The organism is Micromonospora sp. L31 (assembly GCF_052068075.1).
Classification (GTDB): Bacteria; Actinomycetota; Actinomycetes; order Mycobacteriales; family Micromonosporaceae; genus Micromonospora; species Micromonospora purpureochromogenes.
The window spans coordinates 138711-154656 of sequence record NZ_JBQHDC010000010.1; the positions used below are offsets into that span (position 1 = coordinate 138711).

Below are 15946 nucleotides of genomic sequence, written 5' to 3' on the forward strand. Positions count from 1 at the left end.
GCATGCGGCAGGCGGTCCGACGTCGTCCAGCTCAGACGCGCCGGATGTCCAACGCTCGCGACGGTGCCGCCCAGGTCTGCCAGTAGGCGCGGACCGGGCACGACACCTCCAGCGCCACCGTCTCGTCGTCACCCACCCCGACGGTCAGCGCCTCGCTGCGCGTCCAGTCCAGGCTCGCCTGGACGACGTGCTGACCGGGCTGCACGGTCACGCTCGCCGAGCGGCCCGGCCGGAGCCCGGCAACCCGGCGTCCGTCCACCGTCACCCGGATCCGCCGCAGCAGGGCCGAGTCGTACGGCGGTCGGCCGAGGATCAGGGTCGCCATCAGATCTCCGCTCTCACCCGGACAGGTGTCCGTCAGGATCGCACAGCGCTCAGTCGGCGGGCTTCTCCCAGACCGAGACGTGCTGGCGGCTCTCGCTGGTGAACGGCGCCCGGTTCCATCCGTCCCAGCGGTCCCGCAGCCGCAGCCCGGCGAGCTGGGCCATCAGGTCGAGTTCCGCCGGCCACACGTACCGGAAGGGGATCGACCGGTACTCCCCGCGACCGTCCACGATGCGAACGTAGTTGGAGCTGGTCGCCTGGGTGGCGACGTCGTAGACGTCGTACGACCATTCGGTCGGGGAGACGTGGAAGGGCACCACGTTCTGGCCGGCCGGGAGCCGGCGCAACTCGGGGACCAGTACCTCGATCACGAAGCAGCCACCGGGGGCCAGGTGCACGGCAGCGTTGCGGAAGCAGGCCACCTGGGCCTCCTGGCTGGTCAGGTTCATGATCGTGTTGAAGACCAGGTACGCCACGGAGAAGGTCCCGTCCACCCGGGTGGTGGCGAAGTCGCCGATCGTCAGGCCGATCGCGTCGCCGCCGGGCTTGGCGCGCAGCCGGTCGACCATCGCCCGGGACAGGTCGATGCCGTGTACCGGCACGCCGCGGGCGGCCAGCGGCAGCGCGACGCGTCCGGTCCCGATGCCCAGCTCCAGGGCCCGGCCGGCACCGGCGAGGTCGGCCAGCACGTCGACCGTGCTAGCCACGACCGGCGGGTCGAACTCCTCCGTCGTCGGGTCGTCGTAGGTCGCCGCCACCGCTTCGCCGAAGTACCCGTCCGCGTCGTCCATTGCCGGACCGTACCGCCGAGGTCCGCGCGGAGGCCTGCCATTTACCGGTCACGCGGTCCAGGTGCGCCATCAGCCCGCTCGCGAGAATGTCGGGCGTGCCGGGCATCATCCTGCACGTCGCGTACGAGGAGATTCCACAGAGAGGGACGTGGCATGGCTGAGGTGCTGTTGTTCCATCACGCGCAGGGGCTGACACCGGGCGTCCACGATTTCGCCGACCGGCTGAGGGGGGACGGGCACACCGTGCACACCCCGGACCTCTACGACGGGAAGACCTTCGAGACCCTGGAGCAGGGTCTGGATTACGGCCGGCAGGTCGGCTTCGACGTCATCCTGGAGCGCGGCCGGCTCGCCGCCGAGGGGCTGCCCGCCGGGCTGGTGTACGCGGGGTTCTCGCTCGGGGTCATGCCGGCGCAACTGCTGGCCCAGACCCGACCGGGCGTGAAGGGCGCACTGCTGTTCCACAGCTGCATCCCGACCTCCGAGTTCGGCGGGGAGTGGCCGGCCGGGGTGCCGGTGCAGGTGCACGGGATGGACGCCGACGAGTTCTTCGTCGACGAGGGCGACCTCGACGCCGCCCAGGCCCTCGTCGCGGCGGCCCCGGACGCCGAGCTGTTCCTCTACCCGGGCCCGCAGCACCTGTTCGCCGACCGCAGCCTCTCCTCCTACGACGAGCCGGCCGCCGCGCTGCTCACCGAACGGGTGCTGGCCTTCCTCGGCCGCGTGGGGTAGGCCCGCGCTGCCTGCGGGACGCCGCGTCCGCGCCGCCCCGGTCACCGGCTAGTTGGTTTCTGAGTGCTTCGTAATGCATGCCGTCGGGTCTGGTCCTGCCGGCGAGTGCGCGGCCGTCGTCCGCGCCAGGCAGGCACGAACGGCGGCCGCCGGTGGGTCAGGCCGGCAGGCGCCAGACCTGGTTGGCGCCGCCGAAGCAGTCCCAGATCTGCAGCCGGGTGCCGTTGGCGGAGCTGTTGTCGCTGGCATCCAGGCACTTGTTCGATTGCGGATTGCGCAGCGTGCCGTTGGCCTGTGCCTGCCAGATCTGGGCGCCGGTGCCGTTGCAGTCCCACAGCTGGACCTTGGCTCCGTTGGCGGTGGAGCCGCTGGTCACGTCGGCGCACTTGCCCAGGGCTTGAAGCGTGCCGTTGGTGGCCACCGTCCAGGTCTGCGCGGCGGTGCCGTTGCAGGTGTAGAGCTGGATGGGGGTGCCGTTGGCCGTGTTGGCCGCGGCGACGTCGACGCACTTGCCGCCGATGCCGGTGATCGGGCCGGTCGGTCCGCTCGGGGTGGTGCCGCCCATGACGGTGTCGTAGATTGCGCTGACCAGCGAGGTCGAGCCGGTGGTGTCCTGGGAAAGTTCCCAGTTCATCATTCCGCCGGCGTTGGCCAGTGCCCACTGGGTCTTGCGCTTGATTGTCGGGATGCCGTTGTAGCACTCCTGCACACCTGCGACGGTCGTGCAGTCCCGATTGGCGTTGGCCGGGTCCATGCTGACCAGCGCGGAATAGGTGTAGTAGCCGGGCCGGCTGTAGAACGGCACCCCGAGCACCGCCTTGCTGGCGGGCAGGCCGCGCGACTTCCACAGGTTCATGCTGCTGATCGACCAGTTGTAGTTGGCGTGAGGGCTGCCGCCGTCGTACGCCATGATGTTCAGCCAGTCGACGTAGCCGAACACCGCGGTCGGTACGCCGTCGACGTAGTAGCCTTCCGCGACCACGGCGGCGGTGAGGAGCTTCCCGCGGCTGTGCAGTGCGCTGCTGAGCTGCTGCATCAGCAGGGAGTAGTTGGTGGCCGAGGCGCCCGGGTCGGGGTACTCCCAGTCCACGTCGACGCCGTCGAGGTTGTACTGGTTGACGAAGCTGATGACGTTGCTGACGAATGCGTTGCGGGTGCCGGAGTTGGCGGCGAGCGCCTCGAACGCGGAGTCGTTGCCGTCGTTCCAACCACCGATGGCGATCGACACCTTGACGTTGTTGGCGTGGCCGAGCGACACGAGCGAGGAGAGCTTGCTGGGGTTCTCCACCGGGCGCAGGCTGCCGTCGTTGTTGGGCAGCACGAATGCGTAGTTGATGTGGGTGAGCTTGCTGTACTGGACCGTGTTGACGTTGCCGGCCCAGGACGGCATGTAGCCGACGCTCTTGAAATTGTTGGGCAGGACCGCGGCTTCGGCCGCGACCGGGGCCACGGTGAGGGCCGCGCCGCCAGTGATCAGCGCGAGCAGTCCGGCGGCCATGGCGAAGCGACGGCGGGGACGTGGTGAGGACATCGAGGGCCTCCCGGTGGGCGGGTTGGACATCCTGCCGCCCCGGCCGGCGCTGCGTGGGACAGCCGCCGGGACGGGCGTACGGCAGGACAGGGACGGGCTCCTCGAGGCAGGCAAATCCTAAGGACTATTAACTAAAAGCGTCAACATGCTCGTCGATGAGTGGATCCTCGGACGCTGCTCACCGAGCGGCTGCTCGGCTTCCTCAACCCCATCGAGTAGGCGCGGACTTGCAAGTGCGCGAGGACGCGGTGGTGACAGATACCCCGCTCGTCAGCAGCGCGCTGACCTGGGGGCAAGATGATCGCCGCTGACCGGTGGCAGCGCGTCGGGCAGCCCGAACCCGGGGAAGTGTTGGGCTCCCAGGAAGGACGTGATCCCGGCGATCCGCCCGTCGCGCAGCGTCAGCACGTTGACCGACCAGGGAAGGTACGCCCCGGCGTCCTCGGCGCGCAGGTACGACGCCACCGCCGGCTGCCCGTTCGCGCTGGTCGTCCGGTGACGCCAGCTCCCGCACCGGGTCATCGGCAGCTCGCGGGCGAAGTCGCTGACCGCCGCCAGCCCCCGGTACCACTGCGGCAGCGGCGGCATCGACCAGGTGACGTCCTCGGTCAGCAGCGCGACCAGCGCGTCGGTGTCGCCGTTCTCCAGGGCGGTCGCGTAGCCGGTGACGATCTCCCGCAGCCGGGTGTCGTCGACTCGGCGCAGGGTCCGCTGCTGGCTGACCGGCGGCACCCGGTCGGCCACCAGCCGCCGGGCGCGCGCCAGCGCGGAGTTCACCGAGGTGACCGAGGTGCGCATCATGGTGGCGATCTCGGCGGCGGAGAAGCCCAGCACCTCGAAGAGCAGCAGCGCCGCCCGTTGGTTGCCCGGCAGGTGCTGCAGGGCCGCGACGAAGGCCAGCTCGACGGCCTCGCGCTGCTCGTAGCGTACGTCGGGGGTGGCCGGACCGTCGGCGAGCCCGGCGTCGGGGTAGGGGCCCAGCCACGCGACGTGGCCTGCCGGGGCGCTGTCCAGCACCGCCCGTTCGCTGGCCGGGCCGAGGTCCACCGGGAGCGCCCGGCGGGCGCGACCGGCCGCCGCGTCCAGGCAAGTGCGGGTGGCCACCGTGTACAGCCACGAGCGCAGCGAGCTGCGTCCCTCGAAGCGCGGCAGTCCGCGCCACGCCCGCAGGAGTGCCTCCTGCAGGGCGTCGTCGGCGTCGTGGGCGGAGCCGAGCATCCGGTAGCAGTGCGCGTGCAGCTCCCGGCGCAGCGGCGCCACCAGGTCGTCGAACGCGGCCCGGTCGCCCTCGCGCGCCCGGTCCAGCCCGGCGTCGCGGGCGTCGTCGGCGGCGCGCGGAGAAACAGCCCTCACGAGCGACGATTCTGCCGTACGACGGAAGTCTGCACTCTGAACGCGCGCACGCCACGATCCGGGAGGACTCGATGAGCAGCACATCCACCGCACCTGTCAGCACCGCGACCCTGGAGGTCCCCGACGGGCGACTGCACTACGAGGTACGCGGACGGGGGCCGCTGGTGGCGCTGGTCGCCGCCCCGATGGACGCCGGGGCGTTCGCGCCGCTGGCCGACCTGCTGGCCACCGATCACACGGTGCTCACCACCGACCCGCGTGGCATCAATCGCAGTCTGTTGCACGACCCGCACCAGGACTCGACCCCGCAACTGCGCGCCGACGACGTCGCCCGGCTGATCGCCCACCTCGACGCCGGCCCGGCCGCCGTGCTCGGCTCCAGCGGCGGCGCGGTGACCGTCCTCGCCCTCGCCCAGGCCCACCCGGAGCGGGCGCACACCGTCATCGTGCACGAGCCGCCGCTGCTCGGCCTGCTCGACGACCGCGAGGACCGCTTCGCCCGGGAGGACGCCATGATCGCGACGTACCTGGCCGGGGATCGGCTGGGCGCGGGGCGCCAGTTCCTCGCCAACGCGAACATCGAGCTGCCCGAGCCGGTGGTCCAGGGCATGTTCGGCGGCGAACCCGACCCGCAGGCCGCCGCCGACGAGCACTTCCAGTACGTCCACATGATCCGCGGGACAACCCGGTTCCAGCCGGACGTCACCGCGCTGCGGGCGGGCCCGACCCGCGTCGTCGTCGGGCTGGGCGAGGAGTCGGCCGGCCAGGTCTGCGACCTCACCTCCCGGGCGTTGGCCGAGGCGCTCGGCACCGCGCCGACGATGTTCCCCGGTGGTCACATCGGCTTCGTGGAGGACCCGAAGCGGTTCGCCGCTCGCCTGCGGGAGGTCCTCGCCGAGGGCTGACGGCGGCTACGGTCGGCCGGTCGGTCCTCGGCCGGCTCACCGACCGGCCACCCGGCCGCCTCACCCGTCCAGGCGCTCGGCGGCCGCGGCCCGCACCTCGGCCGTCTCGATCGGGTCGTCGCGCAGGTAGCGCAACCGTTCCCGGGCCGTGCCGTCGAGCACCGCCCGCCGGGCCGACAGCAGCCGCACGTCCGCCTCGCAGTCCCACAGGCCTTCGGCGAAGCGCCGGTGCACCCCGGCCGGGTCCAGCGCCGCGTGCGCCCGCAGGTAGGCTGCACGTTCATAGGAGTGCGGGCTGAACCAGAGCCGGCGCAGCCGGGGCAGGACCTCCCGCGCCCGCGCCCCGCCGATCCGGGCCAGCCCCTCGACGAGTTGGTCGTAGCCGCACCGGTCGTCGTGCGTGTCCAACCAGTCCAGCCCGGACAGCAGCGCCGGGACGTCGCCGGCGTCCCCGTGGGCGGCGAGCAGTTGCAGGGCCGGCCAGGTCAGCGGGTGGGCGTCGGCGCGTACCCACGCACGGGCGGCCGGCAGGGCCGGCGGGCCGACGGCCAGCAGCGGTCGGCTCAGCGGACCGGGTGCGCGCGGGTGGTGTTCAACGACGGGCTGCGCGCACGGCAGGAAGCCCGCGAGCAGGGTCTGCCGTACCTGTCGGACGCCGAGCTGTCCAAGCGGGTCACCGCGGCCAAGGGGACCCCGGAACGGGCATGGCTGGGCGAGGTCTCGTCGGTCGTGCTGCAACAGGCGCTGGCCGATCTGAACGTGGCGTACCGCAACTTCTTCGCCTCGATTACCGGCAAGCGCAAGGGCCGCAAGGTGGCACCGCCGCGGTTCCGCTCCCGCAAGGACAACCGGCAGGCGATCCGGTTCACCGCCAACGCCCGATTCAAGGTGCTGGACAACGGCCGGCTGCGCCTGCCGAAGATCGGCGACGTGGAGGTGCGCTGGTCGCGGGGTCTGCCGTCCGAGCCCAGCTCGGTCACGGTGATCCGGGATGCGGCGGGCCGGTACTTCGCCTCGTTCGTCGTGCAGACCGCAGACGAGCCGTTGTCGCCGGTGGAGTCGGAGGGCGGTATCGACCTGGGCCTGACCCACTTCGCGGTCCTCTCGGACGGTACGAAGGTGGCGGCCCCGAAGTTCCTGCGCCGCGCGGCCCGCAAGCTCAAGCGGTTGCAGCAAGACCTCTCCCGCAAGACCAAGGGGTCGAACAACCGCAAGAAGGCCGTCGTGAAGGTCGCTCGGGCGCATGCCCAGGTGGCCGACACTCGGCGGGACTGGCAGCACAAGCTGTCCACGGCGATCATCCGCGACAATCAAGCGGTGTACGTCGAGGACCTGTGCGTCGTCGGTCTCGGCCGGACCCGGCTGGCGAAGTCCGTGCACGACGCCGGTTGGGCGTCGTTCACGGGCATGTTGGAGTACAAGGCCGCCCGGTACGGGCGTACCTTCGCCCGGGTGGATCGGTTCTTCCCGTCCACCCGGATGTGTTCGGACTGCGGCCGGATCAACGACAAGATGGCGCTCGACGTCCGAGCGTGGGACTGCCCCTGCGGCAGCACCCACGACCGGGACGTCAACGCGGCCATGAACGTGCTCGCGGCGGGACGCGCCGAGAGCCTAAACGCCTGTGGAGCGCAGGTAAGACCGGCACTCGTGCCGGCGCCGCGCGAGGAAGCAGGAATCCTCCCGGACGCCGCGTGTTCCACGCGCAGCGTGGAGGGAATCTCCGTCCTTCAGTGCGGAGAGATCGTCAACTCCACCTGGCCCCCGGCGCCCGGCCGCACCTGCCGGTCGACCGGCGCGCCCCGCTGGCGGAGTTCGAGGCGGTCGCCGACCGGTACCCGGTGTTCCGGGTGGAACCCGCTCCGCGACCCTGACCGGTCTCGATCAGGTCGACATCGTGCGTCGGATCGCAACCTTGCGTTGACGGCGCCGCCGGCCTCGGCTTCGCTGTGCCCGAGGCGGTCGGCGACCGCCCGGAACGAGGGAGACGGGGATGGAATCCACGGTGGAGGAACCGACACCGCACCGGGGACGCGGGCGCGGGTGGCTCGCGGTGCTCATGGCCGGGGTGCTCGCCGGCGGCGCGGCCGGGGTGCTGAGCCTGCGACCGAGCACCGACGGCCCGTCGGCGGAGGCCACCGCTCCCGCCGTGGCGCCCCGGGACCTGCTGGCCGGCCTGCCGGCGCGGGTGGTTCCGCCGCCCGTCCTGGCGGACCTCCCGACCGACCGCGCGGTCGGTCCGGCCGCCTTCCTGTACCACGTCGAGCTGCCGGGCGGCTTCGACGAGGCCACCGGCACCTCCCGCCAGCACGACATCCACCTGGTCACCCGCAGGGGCCAGCAGTTCCGGGTCGGGCACACCCCGGCCACCATTGGCCCGGTGAACCAGTCGCTGTCCCCGGACGGCCGGTGGCTGGCCGAACGCCGGAGCGGGCAGTGGTGGATCCGGGACCTGACCGACACGACGGAGCGGGCGGTGCCGACCGGGTACGAGCTGTGGCGTTGGTCCACGGATTCGGGTGCGGTCGTGCTCGCCGAGCTGTCGCAGTCCAGCCGCGCCTTCGCGGTGCTGTCGATGCGCGACGGGTCGTTGCGCCGGCTCGACGTGGCGGCCACCCCGCTGACCGACGCGGTCACCCTCGTCGACGGCCGGCACCTCGTCCTGGTCGAGCTGACCCCAGCTGCCCCGGGCGGCAGGGCCCGGCCGGAGCTGGCCGTCACGGTGCGGGACATCGACACCGCTGCCACCCGGACCGTGCCGGTGCTGCGGCCCGGGCAGCTGGGTTCCGGCGAGTCCTTCACCGCGATCGTGCCGCTGCTGGACGGCGGCGGAACGCCGGCCCGGGTCTGGGTGCAGCTTGGCCGGCCGGACCTGCAACCGACCGACCTGCCCGAGGGCCTGCCGGCGATCCCGGCGAACTCACTGATCGGGGTCGACGTTCGTTCCGGTCAGCCGGCCGGGCGGATCGACCTGTCCCCGGCCGGGACGGACTCCGCCGAGGTGTACGAGGGCATCGTCGGCGCCGATGTCGTGCTGACCCGACGGACCCGGGAGCGGACCGAGCTGGTCGCCGTCGAGCCGGGCGCCGGGAGTCGCCGGGTGCTGACCACGCTGCCCGACGCCACCAGGGTGCTGGTGCCCGGCCGGCAGTGGTGAGACCGGCTCACTCGGCGTCGGCCAGGCGGGCGGCGCGGACGTACAGGTAGCGCTGCTGCGGCAGGTTCATCGACCGCCGCGCCGCCTCCTCGTACGCCGCCCGCGCCGCGCCGAGGTCGCCCGTGCGTTCCAGCAGGTGCGCGCGGGCGGCGGGCAGCCGGGGGTCGGCGGCGAGCCGGGGGTCGGCCGCCAGCCCGGCGAGCAGGTCGAGCCCGGCGGGGGCGCCCCGGGCCATGGCCACCGCGACCGCGTGGTTCAGCGCCACCACCGGGTTGTCGGACAGGCCGGTCAGCACCGCGTAGAGCGCCTCGATCTGCGGCCAGTCGGTCTCCTCGGCGCTCGGGGCCTCGTCGTGCAGCGCCGCGATCGCCGCCTGCACCTGGTACGGCCCGACCTCACCGCGTGGCAGCACCGCGCTGACCAGCGCGACGCCCTCGGCGATCTGGTCGGCGCGCCAACGGCTGCGGTCCTGCTCGGCCATTGGGACCAGCTCGCCGTTCGGCCCGACCCGGGCCGGCCCCCGCGCGTCGGTGAGCAGCATCAACGCCAGCAGCCCGGTCACCTCGGCGTCGTCGGGGAGCAGCCGGTGCAGCATCCGGGTGAGCCGGATCGCCTCAGTGGACAGGTCCACCCGGCGCAGCAGCGGGCCGGCCGTGCTGGCGTACCCCTCGTTGAAGATCAGATAGAGCACGTGCCGGACGGCGGCCAGGCGGGCCTCCCGGTCCGGGCCGGCAGGCAGGCCGAACGGCACGCCGCTGTCCCGGATGCGCTGCTTGGCGCGAGTGATCCGGCGGGTCATCGTGCCCTCCGGGACCAGGAACGCCCGGGCCACCTCGGCGGTGCTCAGGCCGCCGACGGCCCGCAGCGTCAGTGCGATCTGCGCGGCCGGGGGCAGCTCCGGGTGGCAGCAGAGGAAGAGCAGCACCAGGCTGTCGTCCTCCGGCGACCGGCGGTCCGCCGGGGGAGCGAGCCACTGCTCGGGCGGCAACCGCCGGGCGACGTCGTCCTCGCGTCGCCGTCGGGCCTGCTCGCTGCGGAGCAGGTCGGTCAGGCGACGCGCCGCGACGGTGATCAGCCAGGCGCGCGGGTCATCGGGTACGCCGTCGACCGGCCACCGGGTCGCGGCCGCGAGCAGCGCCTCCTGGGTGGCCTCCTCGGCGGTGTCGAAGTGCCCGTAGCGGCGCACCACCGCGCCGAGGACCTGCGGCGTCAGGCGGCGCAGCAGGTCCTCGACGGGCTCGGCGGTCATCAGCCGTTCAGGTCCTCGATGCCCTCGGCGACCGGCCGCACGTCCACGTACTCGCCCTCGGCGTCCGGGTTCACGAACCGCGCGGCGATCTGCGTGGCCCGGTCGAAGCTGTCGCACTCCACGATCGTGAAGCCGGCCAGCACCTCCTGCGTCTCCGGGTAGGGGCCGTCGGTCACCACGGGCGCACCCCCGCGCAGTCGGACCCGCCGGGCGTGCACCGGGGCGGTGAGTCCCCGGCCGTCGACCAGCTCGCCCGACTCCGCGATCTCCTTGTGCACCGCCTCCATGTGGGCGTGCATCGCCGCGACCTGCTCGGGCGACATCGGCGGCCGGTCGTCGGCGGGACGGCCCGCCATCGCGTCGTAGTCCCGCTGCGAGCCGTACAGCATGATCATGTACTTCACGTTGTCACTCCTCTCGGCCGGCCCGGGTGGGCCGTCACCGGGAACGTCGGAGCCGCCGGGTCGACGCGGACAGCGAGGCGGTCAGGGCCGCGCGGCGATGTGGGCGACAAACGCGTGCCAGGCGGTGGGAGTGAAGGCGAGGGCCGGTCCGGTCGAGTCCTTGGAGTCGCGGACGGCCACCACGCCGGGGAGGTTGTCAGCAACCTCGACACAGTTGCCGCCGCTGGTACCGCTACGAGTGGACTTCCTCCACTGTGCACTGGTTAGGTCCATTGATTCGCTGCTTCCTTGATCAGGTCCAGTGACTGCCGCCGCGACAGTGCCTCGTTGCGGACGCTCTCCCACCGCTGGAAGAGCGTATCCAGGTCCGACGGCCGGTCTACGACATCGCCGCCGAGCTGGCTTTCCAGGTGGCCGACCCAGCTTCCGTCGGCCAGGTGTGCCAACGACAGCGGGCCGGACAGGCCCGCGTGAAGGCCGACCTCCGGTGAATGACGTGAATGCTGACGCTGGGACGCTCGGCGCAGGCTACAAGCTTCAACATCTGCTCACCCATTAATTTCTCGCAGCCGTCCCCGACGCGTCGGACAGCCGCCTCGTCGACGACCACGACGAGTTGAGGCGGCGCCTCCCGGCCCAGAATCGTCTGCCGCTCGATGCGCGCGGTCACCCGGCGTTCGACCTCGTCGTCGGTGAGGCGTGGATCCAGCCGTAACACGGCGCGGGCGTACGCCTCGGTCTGCAGAAGACCCGGGATCAGGTTCGGCTCGAAGTACCGAAGCTGCGTCGCCCCGCGCTCGGCGTCGAGCCACGGCAGGAACCACGACGGTGCACCCAGCTTGGACACCAGGCGCTCGAACAGGCCACCGCTGGTCAGCGCGCGGTCGGCGCCCTTGATGAAGTCCATCGTCAGGGCGCGAGTGCCGCCTTCGACGGCGCTGACGTGTGACGCGCTGAAACCCGCAGCCCGGCCGAATGCCTCCTGTGTCAAGCCGCCGGCCCCGCGGGCCCGGCGGATCTCGCTCACGATGAACGCGGCGAGCGGACTGGGAACATCTGCCATTCAAGGTGCCCCAAACTGGTGATCAACTAATCATGCCGCCACAGGTCTGACGCTCGGTCCGCCAGCTCAGCCCGGACCGGCGAGACGCCTTCCGAGCGTAGTGCCCTCCACAGCAGAGTGTCACCAGCGTTACCGCTGGCGCAGTCCGAGCCGCCAGCGGAACTTGCTCGGGGCCGCCCCCGCGATGAAGCGGGGCCGTCCCTCCCGATATCCCGAGGAGGCCCGCTGTGCTGTTCCGTTTCCGACGCCGCAAGGCCGAGACCCCGATCCCGATTACCTGCTTGATGCCGGACAACGCGCGACCCAGGCGGGCGAAGCCGTCGAGCGCCCTGTTCCCGACTGCGGACCAGACCCGGGCCGGCAACCAGACCCCGGCAAGCCGCTGGCGGGCGAACGGAGGCCGCTGGTGACCGTCGGCGACCTGATCACCGTCCACGAAGGCTTCTACCGCTTCGGCACCGGCCCGCTGCTCATGCGGATCACGGCCGTGCTCAACCGGCGGATGGTCGAGGGTGCGCTGTGGGTGGAGCTGAGCGGCCAGGACGTACGCCCTGACGGCTCGACCGACTTACGGCAGCGCTTTGCGCTCGTCCGCGCCGATCGGACAGTGGTGGTGGGAAGGTGAGCGGGCCATCGCGACCCCACCTGCCGATGCGCCCCCTGTGGCGGTGTCGGGCCTGCGGCGCGGAGTGGCCCTGCCAGCCGGCGCGGCTGGCGCTGCTGGTGGAGTACCGCGAGGACCGGGTCGCGCTGCTGGTCTACCTGAGCACCCTGATGGCGGAGGCCGGCGCGCAGCTCTCCCAGCTCAACGGGCACGCGGTGCCGGAGAACCTCACCCAGCGCTTCCTGACGTGGGCCCGAGCCCGTTAGTCGGCACGGGTCAGCTCACCACACCGGCGGCGAGCAGCGCGGCGGTGGGCAGGGCGAGCAGGCCGTCGGCATCCCGGTAGCGGGCGGAAAGTTGCAGGTAGCGGCGGCGCAGCGCCTCGCGGGTCGCCGGCGGCTGCCGCTCCGGCAGCAGCCCCGGAATGCCGAGGCCGCTGGCCGGGCCGGTCCACCACTCGTCCGGGTCGGCCCGGTGCGTCCAGGTCAGCGTGCGGCACCGCACGTCGTCCAGCCCCGCCCCGGCGAGCAGCCCGGTCAGCCCCTCCTCGGTGCGCGGGAAGTCCCGCTCCGCCGCGAGTTTCGGCAGCTCCCACCGTCCACCTCGGCGAACACCTCACCCCAGAGCCGTTGCAGGGGCGGCTGCGGCCAGGGCCAGACGGTGACGGCGATCGGGCCGCCGGGGCGTACCGTGCGGCCCAGCCCGGCCACCGCGGCGGCTGGGTCGCCGACGTGGTTCAGCACGAAGTTGGCCACGGCGGCGTCCACTGCGCCGGTGATCAGCGGCAGGTGCGGCAGCGCGGCGCGGACCAGCCGGGCGTCGGGCACGGCCCGCCGGGCGCTGGCCAGCATCGACGCCTCGGCGTCCACCGCGACCACCGTCGCGCCGCGCCCGGCCGCCAGCGCCGCGACCGTGCCGGTCCCGGTGCCCACGTCGAGCACCCGCATGCCGGCCCCGGCGCCCGCCGCGTCCAGCAGCGCGTCCGCCGGGTACGCGCAGAGCCGGGCGAAAGTGCGCTCGTACGCCGTCGCGCGTCCCGCCCAGCGCTCCCGTTCGTGATCGTCGAAACTGGTCCCCGTCATCGGTGCGCAGCCTCGCGACTCAGGTCTACCGTGGATGCATGACGACGGCATGGGTGCTGCTCGGGGCGTTCGGCGCGGTCGTGGCGTCAGCGGTCGCCTGGGTCGCCTGGCGCGACCGGCAGCGGACGGCCTCGGCGGAGGACCCGGGCGCCCGGCAAGCGGCGGTGGTGGAGCAGCAGTGCTACGAGCAAGGCCGGCACGTCACGCAGAACGACTGGATCCATGGCGGCGGCCTGGGCTGATGATGATCGCGGCGGCGCGTCCCGCCCAGCGTTCCCGCTCGTGATCGCCAAAGTGGTCCCCGTCATCGGTGCGCAGCCTCGCGATCCAGGTCTACCGTGGATGCATGACGACGACCTGGGTGATACTCGGGGTGTTCGGTGCGGTCATGGCGGCGGCAGTCGGGTGGGTCGCCTGGCGCGACCGGCAGCGCACGGCCTCGGCGGAGGACCCGGGCGCCCGGCGGGCGGCGGTGGTGCAGCAGCAGCGCTACGAGCAGAACCGGCACGCCTCGCAGAGCGACGTCATCCGTCGAGGCGACGGACGCTCCTGATGATCGTTATCCTCCGCGGGTGACGAGATGGACGCGTCGGGTGCCGTGGCTGCTGGCCGCCGTCCCGGCCCTGGCGCTGCTGGCTGCCTGCGGTGGCGTCGCCTGGCTGGTCGGCGGGGAGGTCGCCGCCGACCGGACCTGTCCCGACCAGTTGGCCGCGGACACGGCCGAAATCCGCACCGATCGCGGCTTCCCCGCAGAGAACGTGCCCGGCCTGGGCGACTTCCTCGACGTGCACTGGCAGGTCGACACCGAGGCGAACCCGTGCTCGCGGGGACCGGGGCCCACGGACTGGGTGTACCAGGGGGTGGTGCGGCTGCGTCCGGCCGACGCGCGGGCGCTGGCCGCCGCGTACCCCTGGGAGCCGGCGACCGCGGAGCCGGCGGTGTGGCCCGGGTTGTCCCCGTACCTGCCGGCGGGCGTGCGGTGGCGGCACAGCGCGGCCTACGACGAGAGTGCCGCCGGCAGCCGGCACCTCGAACTCCACCTGGACCCGGACCGGGCGGTGGCGCTGTTCCGCCTCTGGGACAGCTGAGCCCCGGCCGTCCGCCCATGGTCCCGACGGTCGCCGCCCGGCATGATCAATCCACGGTCGGGGTACACCGACCGCATCGGCCGCGACGCCTGGGAGGGCAACTGTGACGGCACGCTCGGGATCGCAGTCGCGCGGCTCGCTCGCCGCGGCCGTGGTGGCGCTGGTGGTGGCGGCCGGTTGCGCCGTCGGCGGGGTGGGGAGAGCGGCCCGCAGGAGCCGCGCGAACCGGCGCCGGGCCAGTCCCGGCAGGCCGCCTCGCCGGGCCCGCAGACCACCCGGGCCGACGGCACCACCAGCGTCGAGGAGTTCAAGACCGACATCGGCGACGCGGTGAACATCGCCGAGGACTACTGGGGCGCTCAGTTCAAGGCCTCCGGCCAGCAGTTCCGCCCGATCCGCCGGATCGTTCCGTACCAGCGCGAGGGGGAGGTCGCCTGCGGCGGCCAGGCGCTGCCGCGCAACAACGCCGTCTACTGCTCCCAGGGCGACTTCATCGCCTACGACGTCAACTGGTCGGTGGCCGCGTTCCGCCAGGTCGGCGACGCGTTCGTGTTCTACCTGCTCGGCCACGAGTACGCCCACGGCATCCAGGCACGCCTCGGCATCCGCTCCAACTTCACGATCCAGCAGGAGTTGCAGGCCGACTGCATGGCCGGGGCGTACCTGGGTGACTCGGTCCGCTCGGGCGTGCTGAAGCTGGACACGGGCGACCTCGACGAGTTCCGCGAGGGGCTGCTCGCCGTCGGCGACGACCCCGACCAGCCGTGGTTCGCGGAGGGCTCGCACGGCACCGCCGAGCAGCGCACCGACTCGTTCTTCCGCGGCTACGAGAGCTCCCTGGACGCCTGCGACCTCGGCTGAGCGGGATCGCCCACATCACCTTCGGCGGGGAGGGCGGCGGGCCGCCCGGGTCGGGCTGAGAGGATCGCCCCGACACCACCCCGGCCGGAGGAGGCCCCCGCTGAGCAGCCCACATCCCGCCGCCGTGCTCTTCGACATGGACGGCACCCTGGTCGACAGCGAGAAGCTGTGGGACGTCGCGCTGCGCGAGCTGGCGGCCGAGTACGGCGGCACGCTCTCCGACGCCGCGCGGCGCGCGGTGATCGGCACGAGCATGGCCGAGTCGATGCGGATCGTGCACGACGACCTCGGCCAGCCGGAGCGCGATCCGCAGGTCAGCATCGACTGGATCAACGCCCGGATCCTGGAGCTGTTCCGCACCGGGCTGCGCTGGCGGCCCGGCGCGCTGACCCTGCTGCGGGCCGTACGCGCCGCCGGCATCCGCACCGCGCTGGTCACCTCCAGCGGGCGGCCGCTGGTCGAGGTGGCCCTGGACACCCTCGGGCGGGACAGCTTCGACGCGGTGGTCTGCGGTGACGAGGTGGACCTGGCCAAGCCGCACCCGGAGCCGTACCTGACGGCGGCGCGGCTGCTGGGCGTGCCGATCGGCCGGTGCGTGGCGATCGAGGACTCGCCGACCGGGGTGGCCAGCGCGCTCGCCGCCGGTGCGGCGGTGCTGGCGGTGCCCGCGGAGGTGCCGATCGCGCCGATCGACGGCGTACACCAGGTGGAGAGCCTGACCGCGGCGGACCTGGAGCTGCTGGCCGCGCTGCTCGGCGAGCCGCCGGCCTGACCACGCGAAGGGGGCCCCGCCGACCGGCGG

20 protein-coding genes and 2 pseudogenes are annotated in these 15946 nt (G+C 72.7%); 12 read left to right on the forward strand and 10 right to left on the reverse strand.

Annotated elements, in window-relative coordinates; all coding sequences use genetic code 11:
- Nucleotides 1-31: 31 nt before the first annotated feature.
- On the reverse strand, nucleotides 32-325 hold the full coding sequence (locus tag ACTMS9_RS24580; protein ID WP_441148159.1) for a hypothetical protein: 294 nt from the start codon (nucleotides 323-325) through the stop codon (nucleotides 32-34).
- 49 nt (nucleotides 326-374) lie between these two features.
- Nucleotides 375-1115, reverse strand: coding sequence for a class I SAM-dependent DNA methyltransferase (locus ACTMS9_RS24585; RefSeq protein ID WP_441166126.1), 741 nt, complete (start codon nucleotides 1113-1115; stop codon nucleotides 375-377).
- Nucleotides 1116-1268: 153 nt separating this feature from the next.
- Here ACTMS9_RS24585 and ACTMS9_RS24590 point away from each other — a divergent pair, with 153 nt between their 5' ends.
- The gene (locus tag ACTMS9_RS24590) at nucleotides 1269-1847 is read left to right on the forward strand and encodes a dienelactone hydrolase family protein (RefSeq protein WP_441148157.1); all 579 of its coding nucleotides are present in this window, start codon (nucleotides 1269-1271) and stop codon (nucleotides 1845-1847) included.
- A 157-nt stretch (nucleotides 1848-2004) separates the two neighbouring features.
- Here ACTMS9_RS24590 and ACTMS9_RS24595 read toward each other — a convergent pair whose 3' ends face one another.
- A complete protein-coding gene (locus tag ACTMS9_RS24595) occupies nucleotides 2005-3378 on the reverse strand; it encodes a glycosyl hydrolase family 18 protein (protein WP_441166127.1) in 1374 nt (457 codons plus the stop codon).
- Nucleotides 3379-3648: 270 nt separating this feature from the next.
- Nucleotides 3649-4731 (reverse strand): sigma-70 family RNA polymerase sigma factor, encoded by a 1083-nt coding sequence (locus ACTMS9_RS24600; RefSeq protein WP_441166128.1) that lies wholly within the window; start codon nucleotides 4729-4731, stop codon nucleotides 3649-3651.
- A 71-nt stretch (nucleotides 4732-4802) separates the two neighbouring features.
- On the opposite strand from ACTMS9_RS24600, the gene ACTMS9_RS24605 reads away from it, so the two are divergent.
- The 4 genes and pseudogenes from ACTMS9_RS24605 to ACTMS9_RS24620 all read left to right on the forward strand — a co-directional run bounded on the left by ACTMS9_RS24605 (nucleotide 4803) and on the right by ACTMS9_RS24620 (nucleotide 8793).
- The gene (locus tag ACTMS9_RS24605) at nucleotides 4803-5636 is read left to right on the forward strand and encodes an alpha/beta fold hydrolase (RefSeq protein ID WP_441166129.1); all 834 of its coding nucleotides are present in this window, start codon (nucleotides 4803-4805) and stop codon (nucleotides 5634-5636) included.
- 588 nt (nucleotides 5637-6224) lie between these two features.
- Nucleotides 6225-7172 (forward strand): annotated as a pseudogene (locus ACTMS9_RS24610) (RNA-guided endonuclease InsQ/TnpB family protein); the annotation flags it as partial.
- Nucleotides 7173-7369: 197 nt separating this feature from the next.
- Nucleotides 7370-7510 carry a hypothetical protein gene (locus tag ACTMS9_RS24615; protein WP_441166130.1) on the forward strand — a complete coding sequence of 47 codons (141 nt, stop codon included), beginning with the start codon at nucleotides 7370-7372 and terminating at the stop codon, nucleotides 7508-7510.
- Between the two features lie 119 nt (nucleotides 7511-7629).
- Nucleotides 7630-8793 carry a hypothetical protein gene (locus ACTMS9_RS24620; RefSeq protein ID WP_441166131.1) on the forward strand — a complete coding sequence of 388 codons (1164 nt, stop codon included), beginning with the start codon at nucleotides 7630-7632 and terminating at the stop codon, nucleotides 8791-8793.
- Between the two features lie 7 nt (nucleotides 8794-8800).
- Here ACTMS9_RS24620 and ACTMS9_RS24625 read toward each other — a convergent pair whose 3' ends face one another.
- From ACTMS9_RS24625 to ACTMS9_RS24640, 4 genes and pseudogenes are all read right to left on the reverse strand, one after another.
- Complete coding sequence (locus ACTMS9_RS24625) at nucleotides 8801-10042, reverse strand: RNA polymerase sigma factor (RefSeq protein WP_441148149.1); 1242 nt, start codon at nucleotides 10040-10042, stop codon at nucleotides 8801-8803.
- Nucleotides 10042-10437 (reverse strand): YciI family protein, encoded by a 396-nt coding sequence (locus ACTMS9_RS24630; RefSeq protein WP_441148360.1) that lies wholly within the window; start codon nucleotides 10435-10437, stop codon nucleotides 10042-10044. Before ACTMS9_RS24630 ends, ACTMS9_RS24625 begins: the two co-directional genes overlap by 1 nt.
- Before the next feature lie 90 nt (nucleotides 10438-10527).
- Complete coding sequence (locus ACTMS9_RS24635; RefSeq protein WP_441148148.1) at nucleotides 10528-10719, reverse strand: DUF397 domain-containing protein; 192 nt, start codon at nucleotides 10717-10719, stop codon at nucleotides 10528-10530.
- A pseudogene (locus ACTMS9_RS24640) lies at nucleotides 10710-11509 on the reverse strand (helix-turn-helix domain-containing protein). Before ACTMS9_RS24640 ends, ACTMS9_RS24635 begins: the two are co-directional and overlap by 10 nt.
- A gap of 406 nt (nucleotides 11510-11915) precedes the next feature.
- Here ACTMS9_RS24640 and ACTMS9_RS24645 point away from each other — a divergent pair.
- Both ACTMS9_RS24645 and ACTMS9_RS24650 read left to right on the forward strand, forming a co-directional pair.
- Entirely contained in the window at nucleotides 11916-12134 is a 219-nt protein-coding gene (locus tag ACTMS9_RS24645) for a hypothetical protein (RefSeq protein ID WP_441148147.1), read from the forward strand.
- Complete coding sequence (locus tag ACTMS9_RS24650) at nucleotides 12131-12379, forward strand: flavin reductase (protein WP_441148146.1); 249 nt, start codon at nucleotides 12131-12133, stop codon at nucleotides 12377-12379. The genes ACTMS9_RS24645 and ACTMS9_RS24650 overlap by 4 nt, the downstream gene beginning before the upstream one ends.
- Before the next feature lie 10 nt (nucleotides 12380-12389).
- Here ACTMS9_RS24650 and ACTMS9_RS24655 read toward each other — a convergent pair whose 3' ends face one another.
- Together ACTMS9_RS24655 and ACTMS9_RS24660 are read right to left on the reverse strand one after the other, a co-directional pair.
- Nucleotides 12390-12617, reverse strand: a complete 228-nt coding sequence (locus ACTMS9_RS24655; RefSeq protein WP_441148145.1) for a hypothetical protein — start codon at nucleotides 12615-12617, stop codon at nucleotides 12390-12392.
- 32 nt (nucleotides 12618-12649) lie between these two features.
- Nucleotides 12650-13195: a class I SAM-dependent methyltransferase gene (locus ACTMS9_RS24660; protein ID WP_441148144.1), complete on the reverse strand. Its 546-nt coding sequence runs from the start codon at nucleotides 13193-13195 to the stop codon at nucleotides 12650-12652.
- A gap of 38 nt (nucleotides 13196-13233) precedes the next feature.
- Here ACTMS9_RS24660 and ACTMS9_RS24665 point away from each other — a divergent pair, with 38 nt between their 5' ends.
- The 5 genes from ACTMS9_RS24665 (at nucleotide 13234) to ACTMS9_RS24685 (ending at nucleotide 15916) form a co-directional block, all read left to right on the forward strand.
- A complete protein-coding gene (locus ACTMS9_RS24665) occupies nucleotides 13234-13437 on the forward strand; it encodes a hypothetical protein (RefSeq protein ID WP_441166132.1) in 204 nt (67 codons plus the stop codon).
- Nucleotides 13438-13541: 104 nt separating this feature from the next.
- Nucleotides 13542-13748 (forward strand): hypothetical protein, encoded by a 207-nt coding sequence (locus ACTMS9_RS24670; protein ID WP_441148142.1) that lies wholly within the window; start codon nucleotides 13542-13544, stop codon nucleotides 13746-13748.
- Nucleotides 13749-13767: 19 nt separating this feature from the next.
- Nucleotides 13768-14283, forward strand: coding sequence for a hypothetical protein (locus ACTMS9_RS24675; protein ID WP_441166133.1), 516 nt, complete (start codon nucleotides 13768-13770; stop codon nucleotides 14281-14283).
- 42 nt (nucleotides 14284-14325) lie between these two features.
- A complete protein-coding gene (locus ACTMS9_RS24680; protein ID WP_441166134.1) occupies nucleotides 14326-15144 on the forward strand; it encodes a neutral zinc metallopeptidase in 819 nt (272 codons plus the stop codon).
- Nucleotides 15145-15268: 124 nt separating this feature from the next.
- Nucleotides 15269-15916 (forward strand): HAD family hydrolase, encoded by a 648-nt coding sequence (locus ACTMS9_RS24685; RefSeq protein ID WP_441148140.1) that lies wholly within the window; start codon nucleotides 15269-15271, stop codon nucleotides 15914-15916.
- The last annotated feature ends 30 nt before the right edge of the window (nucleotides 15917-15946 follow it).

Coding starts and splice junctions, on each gene's coding strand:
- ACTMS9_RS24580 (WP_441148159.1), bottom strand. CDS start 325: ATGGCGACCCTGATCCTCGGCCGACCGCCGTACGACTCGGCCCTGCTG.
- ACTMS9_RS24660 (WP_441148144.1), bottom strand. CDS start 13,195: ATGACGGGGACCAGTTTCGACGATCACGAACGGGAGCGCTGGGCGGGA.
- ACTMS9_RS24635 (WP_441148148.1), bottom strand. CDS start 10,719: ATGGACCTAACCAGTGCACAGTGGAGGAAGTCCACTCGTAGCGGTACC.
- ACTMS9_RS24630 (WP_441148360.1), bottom strand. CDS start 10,437: ATGATCATGCTGTACGGCTCGCAGCGGGACTACGACGCGATGGCGGGC.
- ACTMS9_RS24585 (WP_441166126.1), bottom strand. CDS start 1,115: ATGGACGACGCGGACGGGTACTTCGGCGAAGCGGTGGCGGCGACCTAC.
- ACTMS9_RS24595 (WP_441166127.1), bottom strand. CDS start 3,378: ATGTCCTCACCACGTCCCCGCCGTCGCTTCGCCATGGCCGCCGGACTG.
- ACTMS9_RS24670 (WP_441148142.1), top strand. CDS start 13,542: ATGACGACGACCTGGGTGATACTCGGGGTGTTCGGTGCGGTCATGGCG.
- ACTMS9_RS24620 (WP_441166131.1), top strand. CDS start 7,630: ATGGAATCCACGGTGGAGGAACCGACACCGCACCGGGGACGCGGGCGC.
- ACTMS9_RS24590 (WP_441148157.1), top strand. CDS start 1,269: ATGGCTGAGGTGCTGTTGTTCCATCACGCGCAGGGGCTGACACCGGGC.
- ACTMS9_RS24625 (WP_441148149.1), bottom strand. CDS start 10,042: ATGACCGCCGAGCCCGTCGAGGACCTGCTGCGCCGCCTGACGCCGCAG.
- ACTMS9_RS24605 (WP_441166129.1), top strand. CDS start 4,803: ATGAGCAGCACATCCACCGCACCTGTCAGCACCGCGACCCTGGAGGTC.
- ACTMS9_RS24680 (WP_441166134.1), top strand. CDS start 14,326: ATGATCAATCCACGGTCGGGGTACACCGACCGCATCGGCCGCGACGCC.
- ACTMS9_RS24665 (WP_441166132.1), top strand. CDS start 13,234: ATGACGACGGCATGGGTGCTGCTCGGGGCGTTCGGCGCGGTCGTGGCG.